This window comes from Arthrobacter sp. R4, assembly GCF_051365025.1.
Taxonomy (GTDB): domain Bacteria; phylum Actinomycetota; class Actinomycetes; order Actinomycetales; family Micrococcaceae; genus Arthrobacter.
On sequence record NZ_JBLWIJ010000010.1, the window covers coordinates 95,692 to 114,506 of the forward strand.

An 18,815-nucleotide genomic window follows, 5' to 3' on the forward strand; every position below is an offset into this window, starting at 1 on the left:
CACTCCAAGGAATCTTCCATGACTGAAATTAACACTCCGTTTCCAGCTGCCTCGCTCCTCGGCTACCCGCGCATCGGCCGCCGCCGCGAACTGAAGAAGGCCGTCGAAGCGTACTGGGCCGGCAAAATCGACGCCGCTGCCCTCGACGCCGCCGCCAAGGACATCCAGCTCACCATCGCCAAGCGCCTGCAGGAACTCGGCCTGACCGAGGCTGCCGCCGTGCCTGGCACGTTCTCCTTCTACGACCAGGTCCTGGATACCACGGCACACCTCGGTGCGGTCCCGGCCCGCTTCGGCAAGCTCCTCAACGCTGAGGGACAGCTGGACATCGACGGCTACTTCACCCTGGCCCGCGGCAACAAGGAACAGCAGCCGCTGGAAATGACCAAGTGGTTCGACACCAACTACCACTACCTGGTTCCGGAGATCGGCCCGGAGACCGAGTTCACCCTCGCGTCCACCGCCAAGGTTGAAGAGTTCGCTTTCGCCCTTGCCAACGGCATCGAGACCCGCCCGTACATCGTTGGCCCGGTCACGTACCTCCTGCTGTCCAAGGCATCAGACGACGCACCGGCCGGTTTCGCGCCGCTGTCCCGACTCGAGGACATCCTGCCCGTCTACGTCCAGCTGCTCGAAAAGCTCGCCGAAGCGGGCGCCAGCTGGATCCAGCTCGACGAGCCTGCACTGGTGGTCGACCAGGACACCTCCGCCGAGGAGATCCAGGCCGCCGTCGCCCGGGCTTACGAGGTCCTCACCGCGGCTGCGAAGCGTCCGCAGATCCTCGTCTCCACGCCGTACGGCTCGCTTGATGGGCAGCTCGGCACCCTTGCCGCGACCAACATTGATGCTCTGCACATTGACATCTTCAAGGGCGCAGTACCGTCTGCAGCAGCCCTCGCCGGCCTCGGCGACAAGACCCTGGTTGCCGGTGTGGTTGACGGCCACAACATCTGGCGCAACGACCTCGCCGCGTCCGCTGCCAAGCTGGACGAGCTGAAGGCCGCAGCCGGCAAGCTTGCCGTCAGCACCTCCACGTCCACCCAGCACGTCCCGCACGACGTCGCTGAGGAAACCCAGCTGTCCGAGCAGCTGCGCAGCTGGCTTGCGTTCTCCGACCAGAAGGCCGTGGAAGTCAAGACTCTCGCCGCCTACCTCGCCGAGCCCGCTTCGGCCAAGGCCGCCATCGATGAAGCTTCCGCCGTGATCGCTTCCCGTGCAACCGCTGAAGGAGTCCGTCGCGACGACGTCCGCGCCCGCACCGAAGCACTGACCGCCGCAGACTTCAACCGCTCCGAGTACTCGGTCCGCGAAGCCGCCCAGGAAGAGGCCCTGCACCTTCCGCCGCTTCCCACCACCACCATCGGCTCGTTCCCGCAGACCTCCGAAATCCGCTCGGCCCGAGCCCGCAACAACAAGGGTGACCTCACCAACGAGCAGTACGAGCAGCTCATGAAGGACGAGATCAAGCGCGTTGTGGAGCTGCAGGAAGAGCTCGGCTACGACGTCCTGGTACACGGCGAGCCTGAGCGCAACGACATGGTGCAGTACTTCGCCGAGAACCTCGAAGGCTTTGACGTCACGGTCCACGGCTGGGTCCAGTCCTACGGCTCCCGCTGCACCCGTCCGTCCATCCTCTGGGGCGACGTCACCCGCAGCGCCCCCATCACGGTTGCCTGGGCCGAGTACGCCCAGTCCCTGACCAGCAAGCCGATGAAGGGCATGCTCACCGGTCCGGTCACCATCCTGGCCTGGTCCTTCGTCCGCGACGACCAGCCGCTCGGCGAGACCGCCAACCAGGTTGGACTGGCGCTTCGCGACGAGATCGCTGACCTCGAAGCGGCCGGTATCAAGGTCATCCAGGTGGACGAGCCGGCCCTCCGCGAACTCCTCCCGCTGCGCAAGGCAGACCACGCAGCGTACCTTGACTGGTCCGTGAACTCGTTCCGCCTGTCCACCGCCGGTGCTGCTGACGCCACCCAGATCCACACCCACCTGTGCTACTCCGAATTCGGCGCCATCATCGACGCCATCGACGGACTGGACGCGGATGTGACCTCCATCGAGGCCGCCCGTTCACGCATGGAGGTTGTCCACGACCTCGAGTCCCACGGCTTCGGCCGCGGCGTGGGCCCGGGCGTCTACGACATCCACTCGCCGCGCGTTCCCGGCGAGGAGGAAGTCACCGAACTGCTCAGCACCGCCGTCAAGCACGTCCCGTCCCGCCAGCTCTGGGTCAACCCGGACTGCGGCCTGAAGACCCGCGGCTACGCCGAGACCGAAGAGTCCCTGCGCAACCTGGTCAAGGCCACCAAGACGGTCCGCGCCGAACTGCTGCAGGCAGCACAGCAGTAGCAGCCAAGTAACTAAAGCACCCCAATAAGCGGCGGCCGGTCACCTAAGTGACCGGCCGCCGTCGGGCTTTATGCAGTGGTTTTGTTCAGGATTCCCAGAGGATTTCGTCGTCAACCACGCCGTCCTCGTCGGCTGACACCACAAGGACCTCGTCAGTGAAGTGCGAGCCGAGCGTGAAATCAAGGACGAAATAGCGCTCCGGCTGCCCCGGATAGATGCCGACATGGCCGAGCTTCAGGGCCTTGAGGAACACAGCGTTGGTGAGCTGGCTGCGGTCTTCGACGCCGAAGACTTTCTTCAGGTGCTCGTCCTTGAGGGCGTTGCAGTGGAAGCGCAGGTACTCCTGGGGGCTGGTGCCCTCCTGCTCCAGCTCTTCGGCGATCATGTCGCGGACCTCGTCAACGAGCTCTGGGAGGTAGCGGAGCCGGTAGTCCACCTTGTGCATGGCTGCTTCGTCAAAGTGGTCGTGCGCGTTGATGTTCAGGTCGAGTTCCAGTGTGGTTCCGCCGAGCTCATGTTTAGCGGCAATGTTGTGATCCTCGCCGTGGTTGAGCTCGATTTCTCCAAAGTGCTGGCTCGCTACCCTGTTCATATCTTCAACATAGACCCGAAAAGCGGTCCGTTCCAGCATTCGGCCCTAATTGCCTGTTGTCCCCAGGCCTGCGAATGTTTCGGCCAGCAGGTCCACGAACAGCTGCACGCGGGCGGTTTTCTTCTCATTGATCAGGAGCGCGAAAACGTTGCGGGCCAGCCGGATCTCCGGAACGTCCAGCACCACCACCCCGGCCGGCCGGTGCCGCAGCGCCAGTTCCGGCACCAGGGCGGCGCCCAGTCCGGCCGCCGCCATCTCCAGGCTGGCATGGAAGTCGTCGCTATGGGCCACCACCCGCGGATGCAGGTTGCAGCTTGCGAAGAGCCGCTCGATCACCACCGCGTCGGGAGTGCCGGGGTGGTGCATGATCCACGGCATCTCGGACAGATGGTCCGCGGCGACCTTGGCATCGGAACGGAAACCCCAGCCGGCGGGCAGCACCACGCGGAAGTTGTCGTCACCGATCCACTGCCTGTTGATGGTGTGCGGCCACGCGAGCCCGGACTGGCCCACCTGGAAGACCAGCGCCACATCAAGATCCCCGCCGGTCCGCAGTCCCTGGATGGTCTGGGACGGCTCCGCCACTGAGACCCTGAGGTCGATCCCCAGGTTCTTCCAGGCCGGATTCTGCAGGATCCGGGGGAGGACGTAGGTAGCCAGGCTGGGAAAGATTCCCAGCCTGAGCTCCTGGCTGGCGCTGTCCTGGGTCCTTGAAGCGGCGGCCATCAGCGCCTCGATGTCCGTGAGGACCTTGGCGGCGTGCCGGGTCATCACCTCGGCTGCCTCCGTGGGGACCACGCTGCGGGCCGAGCGCTGGAAGAGGACTACCCCCGTGTCCCGTTCGAGGGCGGACATCTGCTGTGAAACCGCCGACGCCGTGTACCCGAGCCGGGCTGCTGCTGCCGCAAATGAGCCGAGCCGCGTCACTTCGAGCAGTGTCTTCAGATGTACGGGATTAACCACCCGCCCACACTACTCTGCCGGGTTGCCGGCGAAAAAGAAGCCGGCAGTTTTACCCATCCGGGCCTCTCACCGTTCCGAACTGCCCTTGACTACCCAACGGCAATGTTCAGCAGAGGAGCAAAAATTGTCACTGATCCCCACCCGAAGTGGCGGCGCGGGCAGACGCATAGCGGTCATCGGCAGCGGCGTGGCCGGCCTGACGGCGGCCTACGTCCTTAACCGGCAGGACAACGTGACCCTCTTCGAAGCGGACACGCGGTTGGGTGGCCATGCCCACACGCACAGCGTGCCTCAGCAGGATGGCCAAGCCCTGGGGATTGATACCGGCTTCATCGTCCATAACGAGCGGACCTACCCCACGCTGCTGAGGCTGTTCGCCGAGCTGGGCGTGGAAACCCAGGATTCCGAAATGAGCATGTCCATCCGCTGCGACGGTTGCGGCCTGGAGTACGCCGGGGCGCGCGACGGCGCCAGGGGGATTGTTGCCCGCCCGTCCAGCCTGCTGCGTGGACGCTACCTCCGGATGCTGGTGGAGGTCATGCGCTTCTACCGCCGGGCCCGGTCACTCATCCAGGCAGAGCCGGAGTCGCCCGTTCTCCCGGACACCGCCACGCCGGAGCTGACTCTTGGCCAGTTTTTGCAGCGGGAGCGCTTCAGCCCCTACTTCATCTCGCATTTCATGACTCCTGTGGTCAGCGCCGTCTGGTCCTGCGACCCCACCACAGCGCTGTCCTACCCGGCCCGGTATCTGTTTACCTTCCTGGCGCACCACGGCATGCTGGGCGTCAAGGGCTCGCCCCAGTGGCGCACCGTGACGGGCGGCTCAGCGAGGTACGTGGAGAAGCTTGCCGCGACACTACCGGACATCCGGCTCGGAACGGCGGTAACATCCGTCCGCAGGCATAACGACGGCGTGGAAGTTACCACCGGGAACGGCGTGGAAAACTTTGACGCCGTGGTTATAGCCACTCATCCCGCCCAAGCACTCGGGTTCCTCGCGGACGCCACTCCGGAGGAGCAGGAAGCCCTCGGCCGGATGCCCTATTCCGTCAACCACACTGTCTTCCACCGCGACCCGGCGGTCCTTCCCGGCGCCGACAATGCCAAGGCGTCCTGGAACTACCGGCTCCCCGGCTGCGACGCCCGCCCCGACAAGGTCCTTGTCAGCTACGACCTCACCCGGCTGCAGCGGCTTGAGCCCGCCGACGGCCGGCCCTACCTGGTCAGCCTGGGCGAGTCCGAACTCATTGCCGATGACCAGGTGCTCGAACGGATGGTCTACGAACACCCCCAGTACACGCCCGACTCCCTGCAGGCCCAGCAGCGCATCAGGGCACTCAGCAACAACCGCATCGCTTTTGCCGGAGCCTACCTGGGCTGGGGTTTCCATGAGGACGGTGCCCTGTCCGGCGTCCGCGCCGCTGCCATGCTGGGCCGGACCTGGGCTGCGGCCGGGACGGCGGGGGAGCCAGGACTGCTGGCTTTGGAGGGCGCATGAGTTCATCGGCAGCCATCTACCGCACCTCCATATCCCATGTGCGTCAAACCCCGCTGAAGAACGCCTTCACGTACCGGAGCTACAGCTGGTTTGTTGACGTCGACCGGCTCCCTCGGCTGCCATGGCTATTGCAGCCGCTGGCCGTCTTCCGGGCCGGCGACCACCTGGGTGACCCGTCGGCAACCATCCGGGCCAATGTTGAGCGGTTCCTGCGGACCCGGGGGATTGAGCCCGACGGCGGGAACATCCGGATGCTGACCAGCGCCAGGGTCTGGGGGTACGTCTTCAATCCGCTCACGCTCTTTTGGTGCTTTCGGCAGTCCGGGGACCTGCAGTGCGTCATCGCCGAAGTGCACAACACTTACGGCGAACGGCACTGCTACCTCCTGGAGACCGACTCCTCCGGCCGGGCCAGGGTGCCCAAGGCCTTCTATGTTTCACCGTTCAACGACGTTGACGGGCAGTACCGGATGAAGCTGCCTGCACCGCATGAGCGGCTGGCTGTAGCGATCGTGCTGGAGCGCGAAGGACACCGGCCGTTCATCGCCACCATGGACGGTGAAAGGCGCCCCGCCACCACGAGGAACATCCTTGCAGCGGCACTGGCGGTTCCGGCGGCGCCGCTGCTGGTCTCCGCCCTGATCAGGATCCAGGGCGTGAAGCTCTGGGCAAAACGCCTGCCCGTCGTCAAAAGACCACATCACCCCTCACAGGAGGCAGTTCAATGACAATGACCGATGAGAACGGAACCGCTGCAGCCGCGCAGGTTTCCAACCCCAAGCCCGCAACCCATTCCCGGGTGACTGATTGGAACATTGCCGGGGTACCGGCAGCCCCGGCCACCATCGATCCGGACGTCTGGCCCGGAGTGGCCCACGCGCCGTCGGGCACTAAAGCATTAGTGGCGGGCAAGGCCGCGGGCCTGCTGTTCAGGGGTGCCGCCCGCCATCTGCCCCTGCGTGTGGCCTACCCGGACGGTTCAGTCCTCGGGACCGGCGGTCCCGCCGCGCCCGTCATGACCATGGTCAGGCCAGAGGCGTTTGAGGCCCGGATCGGGGACAACGGCCTGATCGGGCTGGGGGAATCGTTTATGGCCGGGGACTGGGAGGCGTCGGACCTCGCCGGCGTGCTGGAAGTCTTCGCGGCGTCCGTGGACACGCTGATCCCGACTCCGCTGCAAAAGCTGCGCACCCTCTACCTGCCCCGGACGCCGCGGCAGGAGCGCAACGACGAGCAGAACACCCGCAGCAACATCTCCCGGCACTACGACCTCTCCAACGAACTGTTCTCAAAATTCCTGGACGCCACCATGAGCTATTCGTCGGCGCTGTTCCCGGCGGACGCCGGAGCATTGACGTCCGTGCCGTGGGATTCGCTGGCGGAAGCACAGCAGGCCAAGATCGACAGGCTGTTGGACAAGGCGGGAGTGCGGGAAGGGACGCGTGTGCTGGAGATCGGCACAGGCTGGGGCGAGCTGGCACTGCGGGCAGCGGCGCGCGGCGCCACCGTGTACAGCGTCACCCTTTCCAGTGAGCAGCAGGCCCTGGCCCAGGAGCGGATCGCCGCTGCCGGCTACGCGGACCGGGTGACAGTGGGGCTACAGGACTACCGGGCCGTGGAAGGCGAGTTCGACGCCGTCGTATCGGTTGAAATGATCGAAGCCGTCGGATACGAATACTGGCCCATCTACTTCCAGACGATTGACCGCGTCCTGGCCCCCGGCGGCAAGGTGGCCATCCAGGCCATCACCATGCCGCACGGGCGCATGCTGGCTACCCGCAACGCCTACACGTGGGTCCATAAGTACATCTTCCCCGGCGGCTTCCTTCCCTCGGTGCGGGCCATCGAGGGCGTGACGCAGCAGCACACCACCCTCCGGGTCCGGGAGCGCATGGGCATGGGGGACCACTACGCGGCCACCCTGCGGCTGTGGGAGGAACGCTTCATGGCCCGTTCGCAGGAAGTGGCCGGGCTCGGCTTCGACACGGTTTTCCAACGGATGTGGCTGTTCTACCTCTGCTACTCGCGGGCGGGGTTCCAGTCTGGCTACCTGGACGTCCAGCAGATTGTGCTTGACCGCCGGGAGGCGCAGCTCTAGTTGCCACGATCACGCGGATGGCCTTGCTTGTCCGTGGGATTGATCACCCTGAGGGGTTCCGAAGGTCGCTTCGGGGCCCCTTTTGGCGTGTCCAACACAACATGTAGTGCCCCCGGCACAAGGCGCGACACGCCGTCCACGGAACGACACGCTGGGGCTTAAATGTGGCTAAGTACTCCACAGGGTGTGGATTTCGTCCCTGAAATCAGCGGATTTCCGGACATTTTGCGGGGTCCTGCCTGTGGATTAAAAGTGCATTAAATGACATACTTGTAATACATCATCTTGGGGTTCCGAAGAGCCGTCTGCACTACATGTAGTATCTACATACAGCTTGAGCGGGACACCAGCGCAGGACATCAAACTGTAGACGGGCCGCGGAAGCGGCAATGCAGGCCGGCAGTAACGGACATGGATTCCAGTTCGGAACGGCCCGCCTAAGAAGAGCGATATTTCGACAAAGGGGACAGGGACCATGACCGTTACGGTTTACACAAAGCCGGCTTGTGTTCAGTGCAACGCAACGTACCGCGCACTGGATAAGAAGGGCATCGCCTACCAGAGCGTGGACATCTCCCAGGATGCCGAGGCACTCGATCGCCTGAAGGCGCTGGGCTACATGCAGGCTCCTGTTGTGGTCACGGACCAGGACCACTGGTCAGGCTTCCGCCCGGACAAGATCGAGGAACTGGCACTCTCTGCCGTCTCCTCCGTGGCCTAGGCCTTACTTTTTCCTGCCGTCAGGCAACCTTCGATGCAGCTGAGGTGACTCCCGTGGCACTGGCAACAGCCGGGGCTTCCTTCACAGCAACTGGTGAAACCGACCATCCCGTTGACGCGGCTCAGCGCGCCGGACGGGATGGTGCCGGCAAGGACCAGGCGTTTTCGCCGGATACTGTCACAACGCAGAGCCAGCTCATCTATTTTTCCTCCACCTCCGAGAACACCAGCCGCTTCGTTGCGAAGCTTGGCCGTGAATCGGGCAGGATCCCGCTTTACCCGAAAGACGCACCCCTTCTCGCCACCAGGCCCTTTGTTTTGGTGGTGCCGACCTATGGCGGCACCGGGGGAGAAGGATCGGTGCCCAAACAGGTCATCCGCTTTCTGAACAACCCGCAGAACAGGAAACTGATCCGCGGCGTCATCGGTGCAGGCAACACAAACTTCGGGGACAACTACTGCATGGCTGCGGACATCATCGCCGCCAAATGCAAAGTTCCCACGCTTTACCGCTTCGAACTTATGGGCACGCCAGACGACGTTGCCCGCGTCAACAATGGATTGGACACGTTTTGGACACGACTGTCGCAGATACAGAAGTAACCAGGGCCGAAGGCCAGGGCACCGCCGCTGAAAAGCGGAGTGCCGCCGTCGAAAAGCCCGAGATGCCGGCCGCCTACAAGGGTCTGGGCTATCACGAGCTCAACGCCATGCTGAACCTGTACGGCCCCAGCGGAGAGATCCAGTTCGAGGCCGACCGCGAAGCCGCGCATCAGTACTTCCTGCAGCACGTGAACAACAACACCGTGTTCTTCCACGACCTGGAAGAGAAGCTCGACTACCTGGTGAAGAACCAGTACTACGAGCGCGAAACCCTCGACCAGTACACGATGAACTTCATCCGCGAGCTCTTCAACCGCGCGTACAAGAAGAAGTTCCGCTTTGAGACCTTCCTGGGCGCGTTCAAGTTCTACACGTCCTACACGCTGAAGACGTTCGACGGCAAGCGCTTCCTTGAGCGCTACGAGGACCGCGTCTGCATGGTGGCCCTGCACCTCGCCCGTGGCGACGAGCAGTTGGCCCTGCAGATGGTGGACGAGATCATCGAAGGCCGCTTCCAGCCGGCCACTCCCACGTTCCTGAACGCCGGCAAGCGCCAGCGCGGCGAGCTGGTCTCCTGCTTCCTGCTCCGCATCGAAGACAACATGGAGTCGATCGGCCGGTCCATCAACTCCGCGCTGCAGCTGTCCAAGCGCGGCGGAGGAGTGGCGTTCGCGCTGACCAACATCCGCGAAGTCGGCGCCCCGATCAAGCAGATCGAGAACCAGTCCTCCGGTGTCATCCCCGTGATGAAGCTCCTCGAGGACAGCTTCTCCTACGCCAACCAGCTCGGTGCCCGTCAGGGTGCCGGCGCCGTGTACCTGCACGCGCACCACCCGGACATCTACCGCTTCCTGGACACCAAGCGCGAGAACGCGGACGAGAAAATCCGCATCAAGACCCTCTCGCTGGGCGTTGTCATCCCGGACATCACCTTCGAGCTGGCCAAGAAGGACGAGGACATGTACCTGTTCTCGCCGTACGACGTCGAACGCGTCTACGGCATGCCGTTCTCCGACGTCTCGGTCACCGAGAAGTACTACGAGATGGTGGACGATTCCCGGATCAAGAAGACCAAGATCAAGGCGCGCGAGTTCTTCCAGACCCTCGCCGAGATCCAGTTCGAATCCGGCTACCCGTACATCATGTTCGAGGACACCGTGAACCGGGCCAACCCGATCGACGGCAAGATCATCATGTCCAACCTGTGCTCCGAGATCCTCCAGGTCTCCCAGCCCACCACGTACCACGATGACCTGTCCTACGACCAGACCGGCAAGGACATCTCGTGCAACCTGGGCTCGCTGAACATTGCGAAGACCATGGATAGCCCGGACTTCGGCCTGACCATCGAGACGGCCATCCGCTCGCTGTCTGCAGTGTCCGACATGTCCAACATCACCTCGGTGCCGTCCATCGCCCGCGGCAACGACCAGAGCCACGCCATTGGCCTCGGCCAGATGAACCTGCACGGCTACCTGGCCCGCGAGCGGGTCCACTACGGTTCCGAAGAGGGCCTGGACTTCACCAACATCTACTTCTACTCGGTGGTGTTCCACGCAGTCCGCGCCTCGAACAAGCTGGCTATCCAGACCGGGCAGACCTTCGGCGGTTTCGAGAAGTCCAAGTACGCTTCGGGCGAGTTCTTCGACAAGTACACCGAACAGGAATGGGTGCCGCAGACCGAGAAGGTTGCGGAGCTGTTCAAGAATATCCACATCCCCACCCAGGATGACTGGCGTGAGCTGAAGGCTTCCGTCATGGAGCACGGCATCTACAACCAGAACCTGCAGGCTGTTCCGCCCACGGGCTCGATCTCCTACATCAACAACTCCACCTCCTCGATCCACCCGGTGGCGTCCAAGATCGAGATCCGCAAGGAAGGCAAGCTGGGCCGCGTGTACTACCCGGCGCCGTACCTGACCAACGACAACCTGGAGTACTACCAGGACGCGTATGAAATCGGTTACGAGAAGGTCATCGACACCTACGCCGCTGCCACGCAGCACGTGGACCAGGGCCTGTCCCTGACGCTGTTCTTCAAGGACACCGCCACCACGCGCGACATCAACCGGGCCCAGATCTACGCCTGGAAAAAGGGCATCAAGACCATCTACTACATCCGTCTCCGCCAGCTCGCGCTGGAGGGAACTGAGGTTGAGGGTTGCGTTTCCTGCATGCTGTAGTTGTAGGTTCAACTAAATTGTGACAGTACGACGGCGGGCGCCCGCCCGCCGTCGTACGCTTAACTTCAAAGAACAACCCAACGTTTAGGGGATGACATGACCGAGAAGGTCAAGCTGCTGACGCATGTCGAGGCAATCAACTGGAACCGCATCCAGGACGACAAGGACGTGGATGTCTGGAACCGCCTCGTTAACAACTTCTGGCTGCCCGAGAAGGTGCCGCTGTCCAACGACGTCCAGTCCTGGAATACGCTGACGCCGGCTGAGCAGCAGCTCACCATGCGCGTTTTCACTGGCCTGACGCTGCTGGACACCATCCAGGGCACCGTCGGCGCCGTCTCCCTGATTCCGGATGCGCTCACCCCGCATGAAGAAGCTGTGTACACGAACATCGCTTTCATGGAGTCCGTGCACGCCAAGAGCTACTCCTCCATCTTCTCCACGCTGGCCTCCACCAAGGAGATCGACGAGGCATTCCGCTGGTCCACCGAGAACGAGAACCTTCAGAAGAAGGCTCAGATCGTCATGGACTACTACCAGGGCGATGACCCCCTGAAGCGCAAGGTAGCGTCCACGTTGCTGGAAAGCTTCCTGTTCTACTCGGGCTTCTACCTGCCCATGTACTGGTCTTCGCGGGCCAAGCTGACGAACACAGCTGACCTCATCCGCCTAATCATCCGCGACGAAGCCGTGCACGGTTACTACATCGGCTACAAGTTCCAGAAGGGCCTCGAAGGCCTGTCCGAGGAACGCAAGCAGGAAATCAAGGACTACACGTTTGAACTGCTCTTCGAGCTGTACGAAAACGAAGTCCAGTACACGCACGATCTTTACGACGGTGTGGGCCTGGCCGAGGACGTCAAGAAGTTCCTGCATTACAATGCCAACAAGGCGCTGATGAACCTGGGCTACGAGGCCATGTTCCCGGCTTCCGTCACCGACGTGAACCCGGCAATCCTCTCGGCCCTGTCCCCGAATGCCGACGAGAACCACGACTTCTTCTCGGGGTCAGGTTCGTCCTACGTGATCGGCAAGGCCGTTAACACAGAAGACGAGGACTGGGACTTCTAGCACACGACAAGGTCCCCTCAGCCTTGTAATGCCCCGTACGCCAAGCGTGCGGGGCATTCGTGTACATAAACATGCCTAGAACAGCGGCCAAGGCACCGCGGGCATCTCACCACTCGGAGCCGGAAACTGCCGGGTCGACCGCAACCGGGTGCAGCGTGCAGTGAGCGAAGCGATTTCCTCGGCGCTGAGCAAGTCCGCCAGGTTTCGGCCCAGCCCACCGTCCAGTCCTTCGGTGACACGGTCGATGCCCTCAAGTTCCTCGACGGTCAGAGCGTCTCCCAGCCACCCCCACAGCACTGTCCGCAGCTTGTGGTCACGGTGGAAAGTGAGCCCATGGTCCACGCCGTGCCGGTGTCCGTCCTTCATGGCCAGCACGTGATTGCCTTTGCGGTCGGCGTTGTTCACGACCGCGTCGAACACCGCCATGCGTCTGAGCGCCGGAGAGTCCTCGTGGATGAGGGCCACCATCCGTCCGTCCTCATCCTGACCCTCAAGGACTTGTTTCCACCCGGTCTCCGGTACGTCGTCCGCCGCAATGAGTTCCACTGCGTTCTGGTCGGGGTCTGACTCCTGCCACAGCTGCACCATTCCCCTGCCTAACGGACCGTCCCGCAGCCATGTGCGTGGCACAACGTTCCATCCGAGGACCTCAGAAACCAGGTAGGCGGCGACCTCCCGGTGGGCAAGAAAACCATCGGGAAAATCCCACAGCGGTTTCTCCCCGGCTATCGGCTTATAAACGACCGTGGTGTCGCCGATGCTGCCCAGGAAGGTGGCGTTCGACGCCGTCGTGATGCGCCCAATGAGGAGCAGTTCGTCAGTCAGCAGGTCGGACGCCGGCATCAGACTTCCGGCAGGGTGCAGACGTGCCCGTCAGGGTCCACGGGATAACCGCAGAGCGGGCATGCCGGGCGCCCGGCGCCGACCACCTCCCGGGTCCGCTTGGCGAATGCCCGGGCGGTGCCAACCGGCATCCGCACCAGCAACATTTCGGGCACATCAGCGCCGTTCTCCGCAAGTGATTCGACGGGGTCATCAGCATCGACTTCGGTGATTGAGTATGCCTCTATAACCACCTGCGCGGTCGTCGGGTCCCAGCCTAAGGTCATGGCCCCTGTTCGAAATTGCTCCGTGACCGCCTCGAGTTGGTCATTGTCGACGAGCTCGATGGGAGTTCCTTTGGGAACGCTGAAGGGGTTGGATTCGAGGGTGATGAGCTGATCGAGGATCTCGTCAATCTTCTCGGCGAGCTGAGCCGACTGCTGCTTCTCCAGTGCGATGCTCACGATTTGCTTACCTGAGCGAACCTGCAGGTAGAACGTGCGCGCCCCCGGAACGCCGATAGTGCCGATGACAACCCGGTCAGGCCAGGCAAACTCGTGAACAAGTGTGGGCATGACAGTATTTTAGGCACACGAGGTTTACTGCGACTTCTGCCCTGCGCCGCCGCCCACCTGCGCATCGCCGGAGTTGATGCCCTTCGACAGCCAGGACAGATCGCCGGCGTCGGTGTTCGTCGCATAGACGGTCGGCCGAACAGCACCATAGTGGACGATCGATACGGAGGCAGGGCCCACGTTAATTCGCTGGAACAGGTCGAGGTGCATGCCGAGCGCGTCCGCGACAATTGATTTGATGACATCACCGTGACTCACCGCCACCCATACGGCCCCTGGCCCGTACTCTGCTTCGAAGGCTGCATCGTGGCGTCGAATTGCTGCTACCGCCCGGGCCTGCATTGCGGCCATGGATTCACCGCCGGGAAAGATGACGGAGGACGGCTGCGATTGCACAGCTGACCACAGATCTTCGGTTGCGAGATCACTGAGCGTGCGGCCCTGCCACTGGCCGTAATCACACTCGGTAAGATCGGGTTCCAACGGCGCGTACGGAGTGCCAGCCTGGCGATCAAGGATGAGCTGGGCGGTCTGCTGACAACGCTCGAGGGGGCTCGATACCACCCCAACTACGGGCACGGCCGCGAGCCGGTCTCCGGTCAAGGCTGCCTGTTCGCGCCCGAGCTGGTCCAAACTGACGCCGGCCGCCCGACCCGCCAACAGGCCGGCGGCATTGGCCGTGGTGCGGCCATGCCGCACGAGGATAACTGTTGCCATCCACCCAGCCTAGCCAGCATCCTTCGCCGAACCTTGGCGACAGCACGTTTGATGCCCGGTCAGGGGTTACCGGTGCAGGCGCTCCCGCCAGTCTGCCGGTACCTTGTCTGCCGGCGCAGGCGCTGGCTGGTCCGCTGGTTTGGACTGAGGATCCGGAAGCCGCGGGCCGCGGAAGAACTTCTTCGTGGTGTGCGCATAGAACCAGTCCTCCCCAGGTTCGAAGGACCTCACGATGGGGTGACCAGCGGTGCGCGCGTGGGCACTGGCATGTTGTGAGGGTGATGAATCACAGCATCCGATGTGGCCGCATTGGGCGCAGCGGCGAAGATGCAGCCACCACCCCGGGCCGTCACCGCTAAGGCACTCCTGGCACCCTGTTCCGCTGGGTGTGGCGGCGAGGTTGATTCCCGGAATTGGGCGATCCTCCATGGGGTCCTCCATCCATCGTTCCGGTTCTGCATCCAGCTTGCCCACTGTAGGGAGCTATTCTGGCAGAATCCCAGCGCCCTCGGAATGGCGGAATCGGGGGAACAAAGGCCCTTGTCCCCAATGTCATGGCGCGAGTATCGTGAGCGCCACCGAACCATTGAACCGGAAAGACGGCGGCCATGGATCCCTCGGTTCCGATCATGCTGATTGCCACCACAGACCCGACCTCTCGGCGCGTTCTTGGAGATGAGTTACGTCGACGGTACGGTGCCGACTACGAGGTGGTGACCTGCGCCGACTACGCCCACGGGAGGGCGGTGCTGGAGGGGCTCCGGCGCTGGAATCGCCAGGTCGCCCTCATACTCGGGTGCTACGGACCGGCTGACCGCGGTGGACTGGAATTCCTGCGCCGTGCTTATGGCTATCACCCGGCCGCCAAGCGTGGCGTTGTGGTGATATGGGGTGACTTCGCCAGCGCCCCCACTGTATTCCGGGCGATCGCGCAGGGATACGCCGAATTGGTGATCATACGTCCCGAACGATTGCGCGACGAAGAATTCCATGGGGCGATTACCGACGCCCTCGACGACTGGCACCTGGCCCAAGGGGTCGGGTTTGAGGCGGTCCGGCTGATCGGGGATGTAGGCGACGAAAGAACTCATACGTTGCGCGACTCCTTGAGTCGAAACCACATTCCGGTGGTTTTCCACCCTGCCGGGTCAGAGACGGCGAAACGGACGCTGGAGAGCGTGGACCTGCGCGACCCCAAGCTGCCGGTCATGGTGCTGGAGTTCACCGTCCCACCAATTGTCCTCGAGAACCCCAGCGACCTGGAGATCGCCGAAGCGATGGGGGTGACGCGGCCGCCACCAGCGGACAAGATCTTCGATGTGGTGGTCGTGGGAGCTGGCCCCTCCGGTCTTGCGACCGCCGTGTATGCCTCCTCCGAGGGCCTCTCCACCATGGTGGTGGAGGGCGAGGCTGTGGGAGGCCAGGCCGGCACGAGCTCGTTGATCCGCAACTACCCTGGTTTCTCCCGCGGTGTGAGCGGCGCCCACCTGGCCTACCGCTCATTTCACCAGGCCTGGACTTTGGGCACGGATTTTCTGTTCCTGCGGAAGGTGGAGGGGATTGGCGTAGACGGAGCATGCTACCCCGTGTCGATTTCCGATGGCAGCGTCGTACGGTGCCGCTCAGTGGTGGTAGCTACCGGCGTGGACTACCGTCGCCTCGGCCTGCCTCAGCTGGAGGATCTGGTCGGCAGAGGCGTCTTCTACGGGGCCACAGTCTCCGAGGCGCCGTCGATGGCCGGAAAGCACGTCTGCGTCGTGGGTGGGGGCAACTCGGCCGGCCAGGCGGTTCTGCACCTTGCGAAGTACGCTAAGCACGTGACGCTCCTGGTGCGAGGACCCACTCTTTCGGTCAGTATGTCGGACTACCTCATCTCCCAACTTGAGGCCACCCGGAACGTTGCGATCCGCTATGGCAGTGTGATCGTGGGGGCCCGCGATCGGGATGGATTCCTTGCCGCCGTCGAGGTTGCCGCGCCCGGAGCTCCCGACGCAACCCCGAGCGAGGAGATCGAGGCGGGTGGCTTGTTCGTGCTTATCGGTTCGGTGCCGCGGACCTCGTGGCTGCCCGACACCGTAGAGCGTGACCCGGCCGGTTTTCTGCGCACGGGCGTCAGCCGGGAAAACAGGGATGCCGGGTCCGTCAGGCCGGACAGGCAGCCATTGGCGTTGGAAACCAGCATGCCCGGCATTTTCGCAATCGGTGACGTCCGGGCCGGTTCGATCAAAAGAGTGGCGACCGCCGTCGGGGACGGCGCCACAGTGGTCTCGATGCTTCACACCTACTTGGCGGAGAACCCCCTGCCTGTCCCGCCCCCCGCCCCTGGTGAGGCGGCCTCGCGAGAGGAACTGCCCGGTGATGTCCGCTTCAAGTGAGGTCACACCGCTGATTCCGCCGATGCGGTGGCTGCTCTACGTCGCTGCGTTCCTCGTGTTTCTTGCCGGGCTCGTGCTGTTCGTGTTTACTCTGCAGACTGATGAATTCTTCGCGTGGACAGTTAATCCGCCCATGACCGCGGTCTTCCTCGGTGCGGCATACTGGTCGGCCGCCGGCCTTGAGGTAACCGGCGCCCGCTCAGCAAGTTGGGAGTCAGCGAGGCTGGCAGTCTGGCCCGTGTTCGTCTTCACCACATTGACCCTCGGAGTCACGCTGCTTCATCTTGATCGATTCCACTTGTCACCAGACGCTGCTCCCACTGCCCAGATAGCCACGTGGGCGTGGCTGGCAATCTACGCCATGGTGCCCGTGGCAATGGTCGTCATCAGCTGGAGACAGGTCCGGTCCCGCCGTCCTGTCCCGAAGTCCATAACGGCGGGACGGCCAGTGCTACCGCCTGCACTCCGGGTGCTCCTGGTGGGAATTGCCGGCGTACTGCTGTTGTACGGCGTGGCGCTCCTGGCAGTACCCATTCCTGCCGCGACGTGGTGGCCGTGGCCACTGTCCGAGCTCACCGCGAGGGCGATCGGGGCGTGGCTGATCGGTCTTGGGTGGGCCGCCGCCCAGGGCCAAAAGAGCGGCGACCTCCGCACCGTCCGGCCCGTGGCCCTGACCTCCGTTGCCTTCGTCATCCTGCAGGCGATTGCCCTGCTGCGGTACGGCGGGGCCCTGACATGGGCGAGCGCGCAGGCTATCGGCTTCGTGACCGTATTGCTTGCTATTGGACTGGCCGGCGGATGGGCACTCGCACTGTCCCGTTCGCCGGTAGCCCGGGCCGGCATTACGTGAGCTTATCGAGTACCTACATGAAGAGGAGAGGGGGCGGCGGCTGTGACTGCCATCCAAACTACCCCGGGGAACCAGGCCCGCCTTAGGGCGGGAGCGGCTCTCATGACGCTTGCGGGGCTGGCTTTCGTTGCGTATGCCGCAGTCTTCCTGGGGCTCAACTTTACGGGCGCCTTCCTTGAGCTGGGTATCGGCCCCGATCAAGTGGACAAGGGGATGGCGGAAGTCGAGGCATTCAGCCCGCAGCTGCATCACTACATCAGCCATCTGCACATTGCGCTCAGCGGCTTCATCGCTGCAACCGGGTTCGCCATTGCGGGCCTGTCCTGGTTCGGGGTGCGCCGAGGGGAACGGTGGGCCTTCGCCACAGCAGTTGTGGTCCCGGCCGTAGGACTCGCCGTGGCCCTCCCGGCGCATTACCCGTGGGGGTTGGCAACGATAGGGCACCTCGGCCCGGTCTACCTCGCAGTCCTGATTTTCCTGGCAGGGGTCGGCGTGGCCTACAGCGGAATGCGAAGCCCTGCGGTGAAACACGACTGAGGTGTCCTCGTTCGAACGAGTCTGAGCCACGGTGATTCCGCCTGGTTGCCTGGATCCCCTGGCTAAAGGCCCTGCGACAGCTCGGCTTCGAGTTCGCTGATGCTCGGCAGTGTTGAGGTGAATTCCTCCGGCAGGGACTTCACTATCTCGGATTCCCATTCGGCAATGCCTATCGGCTTGGAGAAGCCCCGCAACGAGTATTCGGCCACCACGTTGTTTTCTTGGTTTTGCACAGCAGTAGACCGATGGTCGGCTGGTCATCCGCATGGGCGAGAAGATCGTCCACGGCGGACATGTACATGTTGATCTGGCCCAGGTACTCGGGTTTGAAGGCAGTGGCCTTCAGCTCGACCACAACGAAGCAGCGGAGCTTGAGGTTGTAGAACAGCAGGTCGACGAAAGATTCGTCCGCCCCGATAGTCAGCCGGACTTGCCTGCCAACGAAAGCGAATCCCTGGCCGAGTTCCAACAGGAACCTTTCGACGTGCACCACCAGTTGCCCCTCGAGCTCACGCTCATTCCGTGTGCCCGTCATGGCCACGAAGTCGAAGACGTAGGGGTCTTGAAAGACTGCTGGGCAAGGTCCGAGCCCGACGACGGCAAGGTCGCTTGGAAGTTGGTGATCGCCTTCCCGGAACGTTCGTGGAGTTTCGTCTCGATGTGGTGGGCGAGTACGTTACGGGACCAGCCATTTTCGACGGCGGCGGTTGCGTACCAGAGCCGGGCGTCCGGGTCCCCAAGTTTGTCGAGGAGGATGACGTTGTGGCCCCTTCCCAATGTTGCAACAGGCTGTTGCAACATTGGGAAGCGTCCCTGACATCTAGGACCACGGCCAATTGAGAATCATTCCCATAAATGT

At 63.2% G+C, this 18,815-nt stretch carries 19 protein-coding genes; 11 read left to right on the forward strand and 8 right to left on the reverse strand.

Features of this window, described 5'->3' with window-relative positions:
• Positions 1-18 precede the first annotated feature (18 nt).
• Positions 19-2,352: a 5-methyltetrahydropteroyltriglutamate--homocysteine S-methyltransferase gene (gene metE, locus ACLKOZ_RS06265; RefSeq protein ID WP_436473655.1), complete on the forward strand. Its 2,334-nt coding sequence runs from the start codon at positions 19-21 to the stop codon at positions 2,350-2,352.
• Positions 2,353-2,437: 85 nt separating this feature from the next.
• On the opposite strand, the gene ACLKOZ_RS06270 is transcribed toward metE, so the two are convergent.
• A complete protein-coding gene (locus ACLKOZ_RS06270) occupies positions 2,438-2,944 on the reverse strand; it encodes a DUF2004 domain-containing protein (protein WP_337348176.1) in 507 nt (168 codons plus the stop codon).
• A 45-nt stretch (positions 2,945-2,989) separates the two neighbouring features.
• Entirely contained in the window at positions 2,990-3,907 is a 918-nt protein-coding gene (locus ACLKOZ_RS06275; protein ID WP_337348175.1) for a LysR family transcriptional regulator, read from the reverse strand.
• A 124-nt stretch (positions 3,908-4,031) separates the two neighbouring features.
• Here ACLKOZ_RS06275 and ACLKOZ_RS06280 point away from each other — a divergent pair, with 124 nt between their 5' ends.
• From ACLKOZ_RS06280 to nrdF, 7 genes are all read left to right on the forward strand, one after another.
• On the forward strand, positions 4,032-5,405 hold the full coding sequence (locus tag ACLKOZ_RS06280; protein ID WP_436473658.1) for an NAD(P)/FAD-dependent oxidoreductase: 1,374 nt from the start codon (positions 4,032-4,034) through the stop codon (positions 5,403-5,405).
• A complete protein-coding gene (locus tag ACLKOZ_RS06285; protein WP_436473660.1) occupies positions 5,402-6,133 on the forward strand; it encodes a DUF1365 domain-containing protein in 732 nt (243 codons plus the stop codon). Before ACLKOZ_RS06280 ends, ACLKOZ_RS06285 begins: the two co-directional genes overlap by 4 nt.
• On the forward strand, positions 6,130-7,503 hold the full coding sequence (locus ACLKOZ_RS06290) for a class I SAM-dependent methyltransferase (RefSeq protein WP_436473662.1): 1,374 nt from the start codon (positions 6,130-6,132) through the stop codon (positions 7,501-7,503). Before ACLKOZ_RS06285 ends, ACLKOZ_RS06290 begins: the two co-directional genes overlap by 4 nt.
• 475 nt (positions 7,504-7,978) lie before the next feature.
• Positions 7,979-8,224 carry a glutaredoxin-like protein NrdH gene (nrdH, locus tag ACLKOZ_RS06295; protein ID WP_337348171.1) on the forward strand — a complete coding sequence of 82 codons (246 nt, stop codon included), beginning with the start codon at positions 7,979-7,981 and terminating at the stop codon, positions 8,222-8,224.
• A gap of 197 nt (positions 8,225-8,421) precedes the next feature.
• The gene (nrdI, locus tag ACLKOZ_RS06300) at positions 8,422-8,826 is read left to right on the forward strand and encodes a class Ib ribonucleoside-diphosphate reductase assembly flavoprotein NrdI (RefSeq protein WP_337351258.1); all 405 of its coding nucleotides are present in this window, start codon (positions 8,422-8,424) and stop codon (positions 8,824-8,826) included.
• 62 nt (positions 8,827-8,888) lie between these two features.
• Positions 8,889-11,009 (forward strand): class 1b ribonucleoside-diphosphate reductase subunit alpha, encoded by a 2,121-nt coding sequence (nrdE, locus tag ACLKOZ_RS06305; RefSeq protein ID WP_337351259.1) that lies wholly within the window; start codon positions 8,889-8,891, stop codon positions 11,007-11,009.
• Between the two features lie 96 nt (positions 11,010-11,105).
• Positions 11,106-12,080, forward strand: a complete 975-nt coding sequence (gene nrdF, locus ACLKOZ_RS06310) for a class 1b ribonucleoside-diphosphate reductase subunit beta (RefSeq protein ID WP_066291871.1) — start codon at positions 11,106-11,108, stop codon at positions 12,078-12,080.
• Between the two features lie 75 nt (positions 12,081-12,155).
• Here nrdF and ACLKOZ_RS06315 read toward each other — a convergent pair whose 3' ends face one another.
• From ACLKOZ_RS06315 to ACLKOZ_RS06330, 4 genes are all read right to left on the reverse strand, one after another.
• On the reverse strand, positions 12,156-12,923 hold the full coding sequence (locus ACLKOZ_RS06315; protein WP_436473665.1) for an SCO1664 family protein: 768 nt from the start codon (positions 12,921-12,923) through the stop codon (positions 12,156-12,158).
• Positions 12,923-13,477 (reverse strand): DUF3090 domain-containing protein, encoded by a 555-nt coding sequence (locus ACLKOZ_RS06320; protein WP_436473667.1) that lies wholly within the window; start codon positions 13,475-13,477, stop codon positions 12,923-12,925. Before ACLKOZ_RS06320 ends, ACLKOZ_RS06315 begins: the two co-directional genes overlap by 1 nt.
• Before the next feature lie 24 nt (positions 13,478-13,501).
• On the reverse strand, positions 13,502-14,194 hold the full coding sequence (locus ACLKOZ_RS06325) for an MSMEG_4193 family putative phosphomutase (RefSeq protein ID WP_337351118.1): 693 nt from the start codon (positions 14,192-14,194) through the stop codon (positions 13,502-13,504).
• Positions 14,195-14,260: 66 nt separating this feature from the next.
• On the reverse strand, positions 14,261-14,623 hold the full coding sequence (locus ACLKOZ_RS06330; RefSeq protein ID WP_436473669.1) for a UBP-type zinc finger domain-containing protein: 363 nt from the start codon (positions 14,621-14,623) through the stop codon (positions 14,261-14,263).
• A gap of 179 nt (positions 14,624-14,802) precedes the next feature.
• Here ACLKOZ_RS06330 and ACLKOZ_RS06335 point away from each other — a divergent pair, with 179 nt between their 5' ends.
• The 3 genes from ACLKOZ_RS06335 to ACLKOZ_RS06345 are packed head-to-tail and all read left to right on the forward strand — an operon-like array spanning position 14,803 to position 17,956.
• Positions 14,803-16,569 carry an FAD-dependent oxidoreductase gene (locus ACLKOZ_RS06335; RefSeq protein WP_436473671.1) on the forward strand — a complete coding sequence of 589 codons (1,767 nt, stop codon included), beginning with the start codon at positions 14,803-14,805 and terminating at the stop codon, positions 16,567-16,569.
• Complete coding sequence (locus ACLKOZ_RS06340) at positions 16,553-17,419, forward strand: hypothetical protein (RefSeq protein WP_436473673.1); 867 nt, start codon at positions 16,553-16,555, stop codon at positions 17,417-17,419. Before ACLKOZ_RS06335 ends, ACLKOZ_RS06340 begins: the two co-directional genes overlap by 17 nt.
• Positions 17,420-17,461: 42 nt before the next feature.
• Positions 17,462-17,956, forward strand: a complete 495-nt coding sequence (locus tag ACLKOZ_RS06345; protein ID WP_436473675.1) for a hypothetical protein — start codon at positions 17,462-17,464, stop codon at positions 17,954-17,956.
• 169 nt (positions 17,957-18,125) lie between these two features.
• Here the strand turns inward: ACLKOZ_RS06345 and ACLKOZ_RS06350 are convergent, their stop codons facing one another.
• Positions 18,126-18,491, reverse strand: coding sequence for a PDDEXK nuclease domain-containing protein (locus tag ACLKOZ_RS06350; protein ID WP_436473677.1), 366 nt, complete (start codon positions 18,489-18,491; stop codon positions 18,126-18,128).
• A complete protein-coding gene (locus ACLKOZ_RS06355) occupies positions 18,488-18,757 on the reverse strand; it encodes a DUF1016 N-terminal domain-containing protein (protein WP_436473679.1) in 270 nt (89 codons plus the stop codon). Before ACLKOZ_RS06355 ends, ACLKOZ_RS06350 begins: the two co-directional genes overlap by 4 nt.
• Positions 18,758-18,815 lie beyond the last annotated feature (58 nt).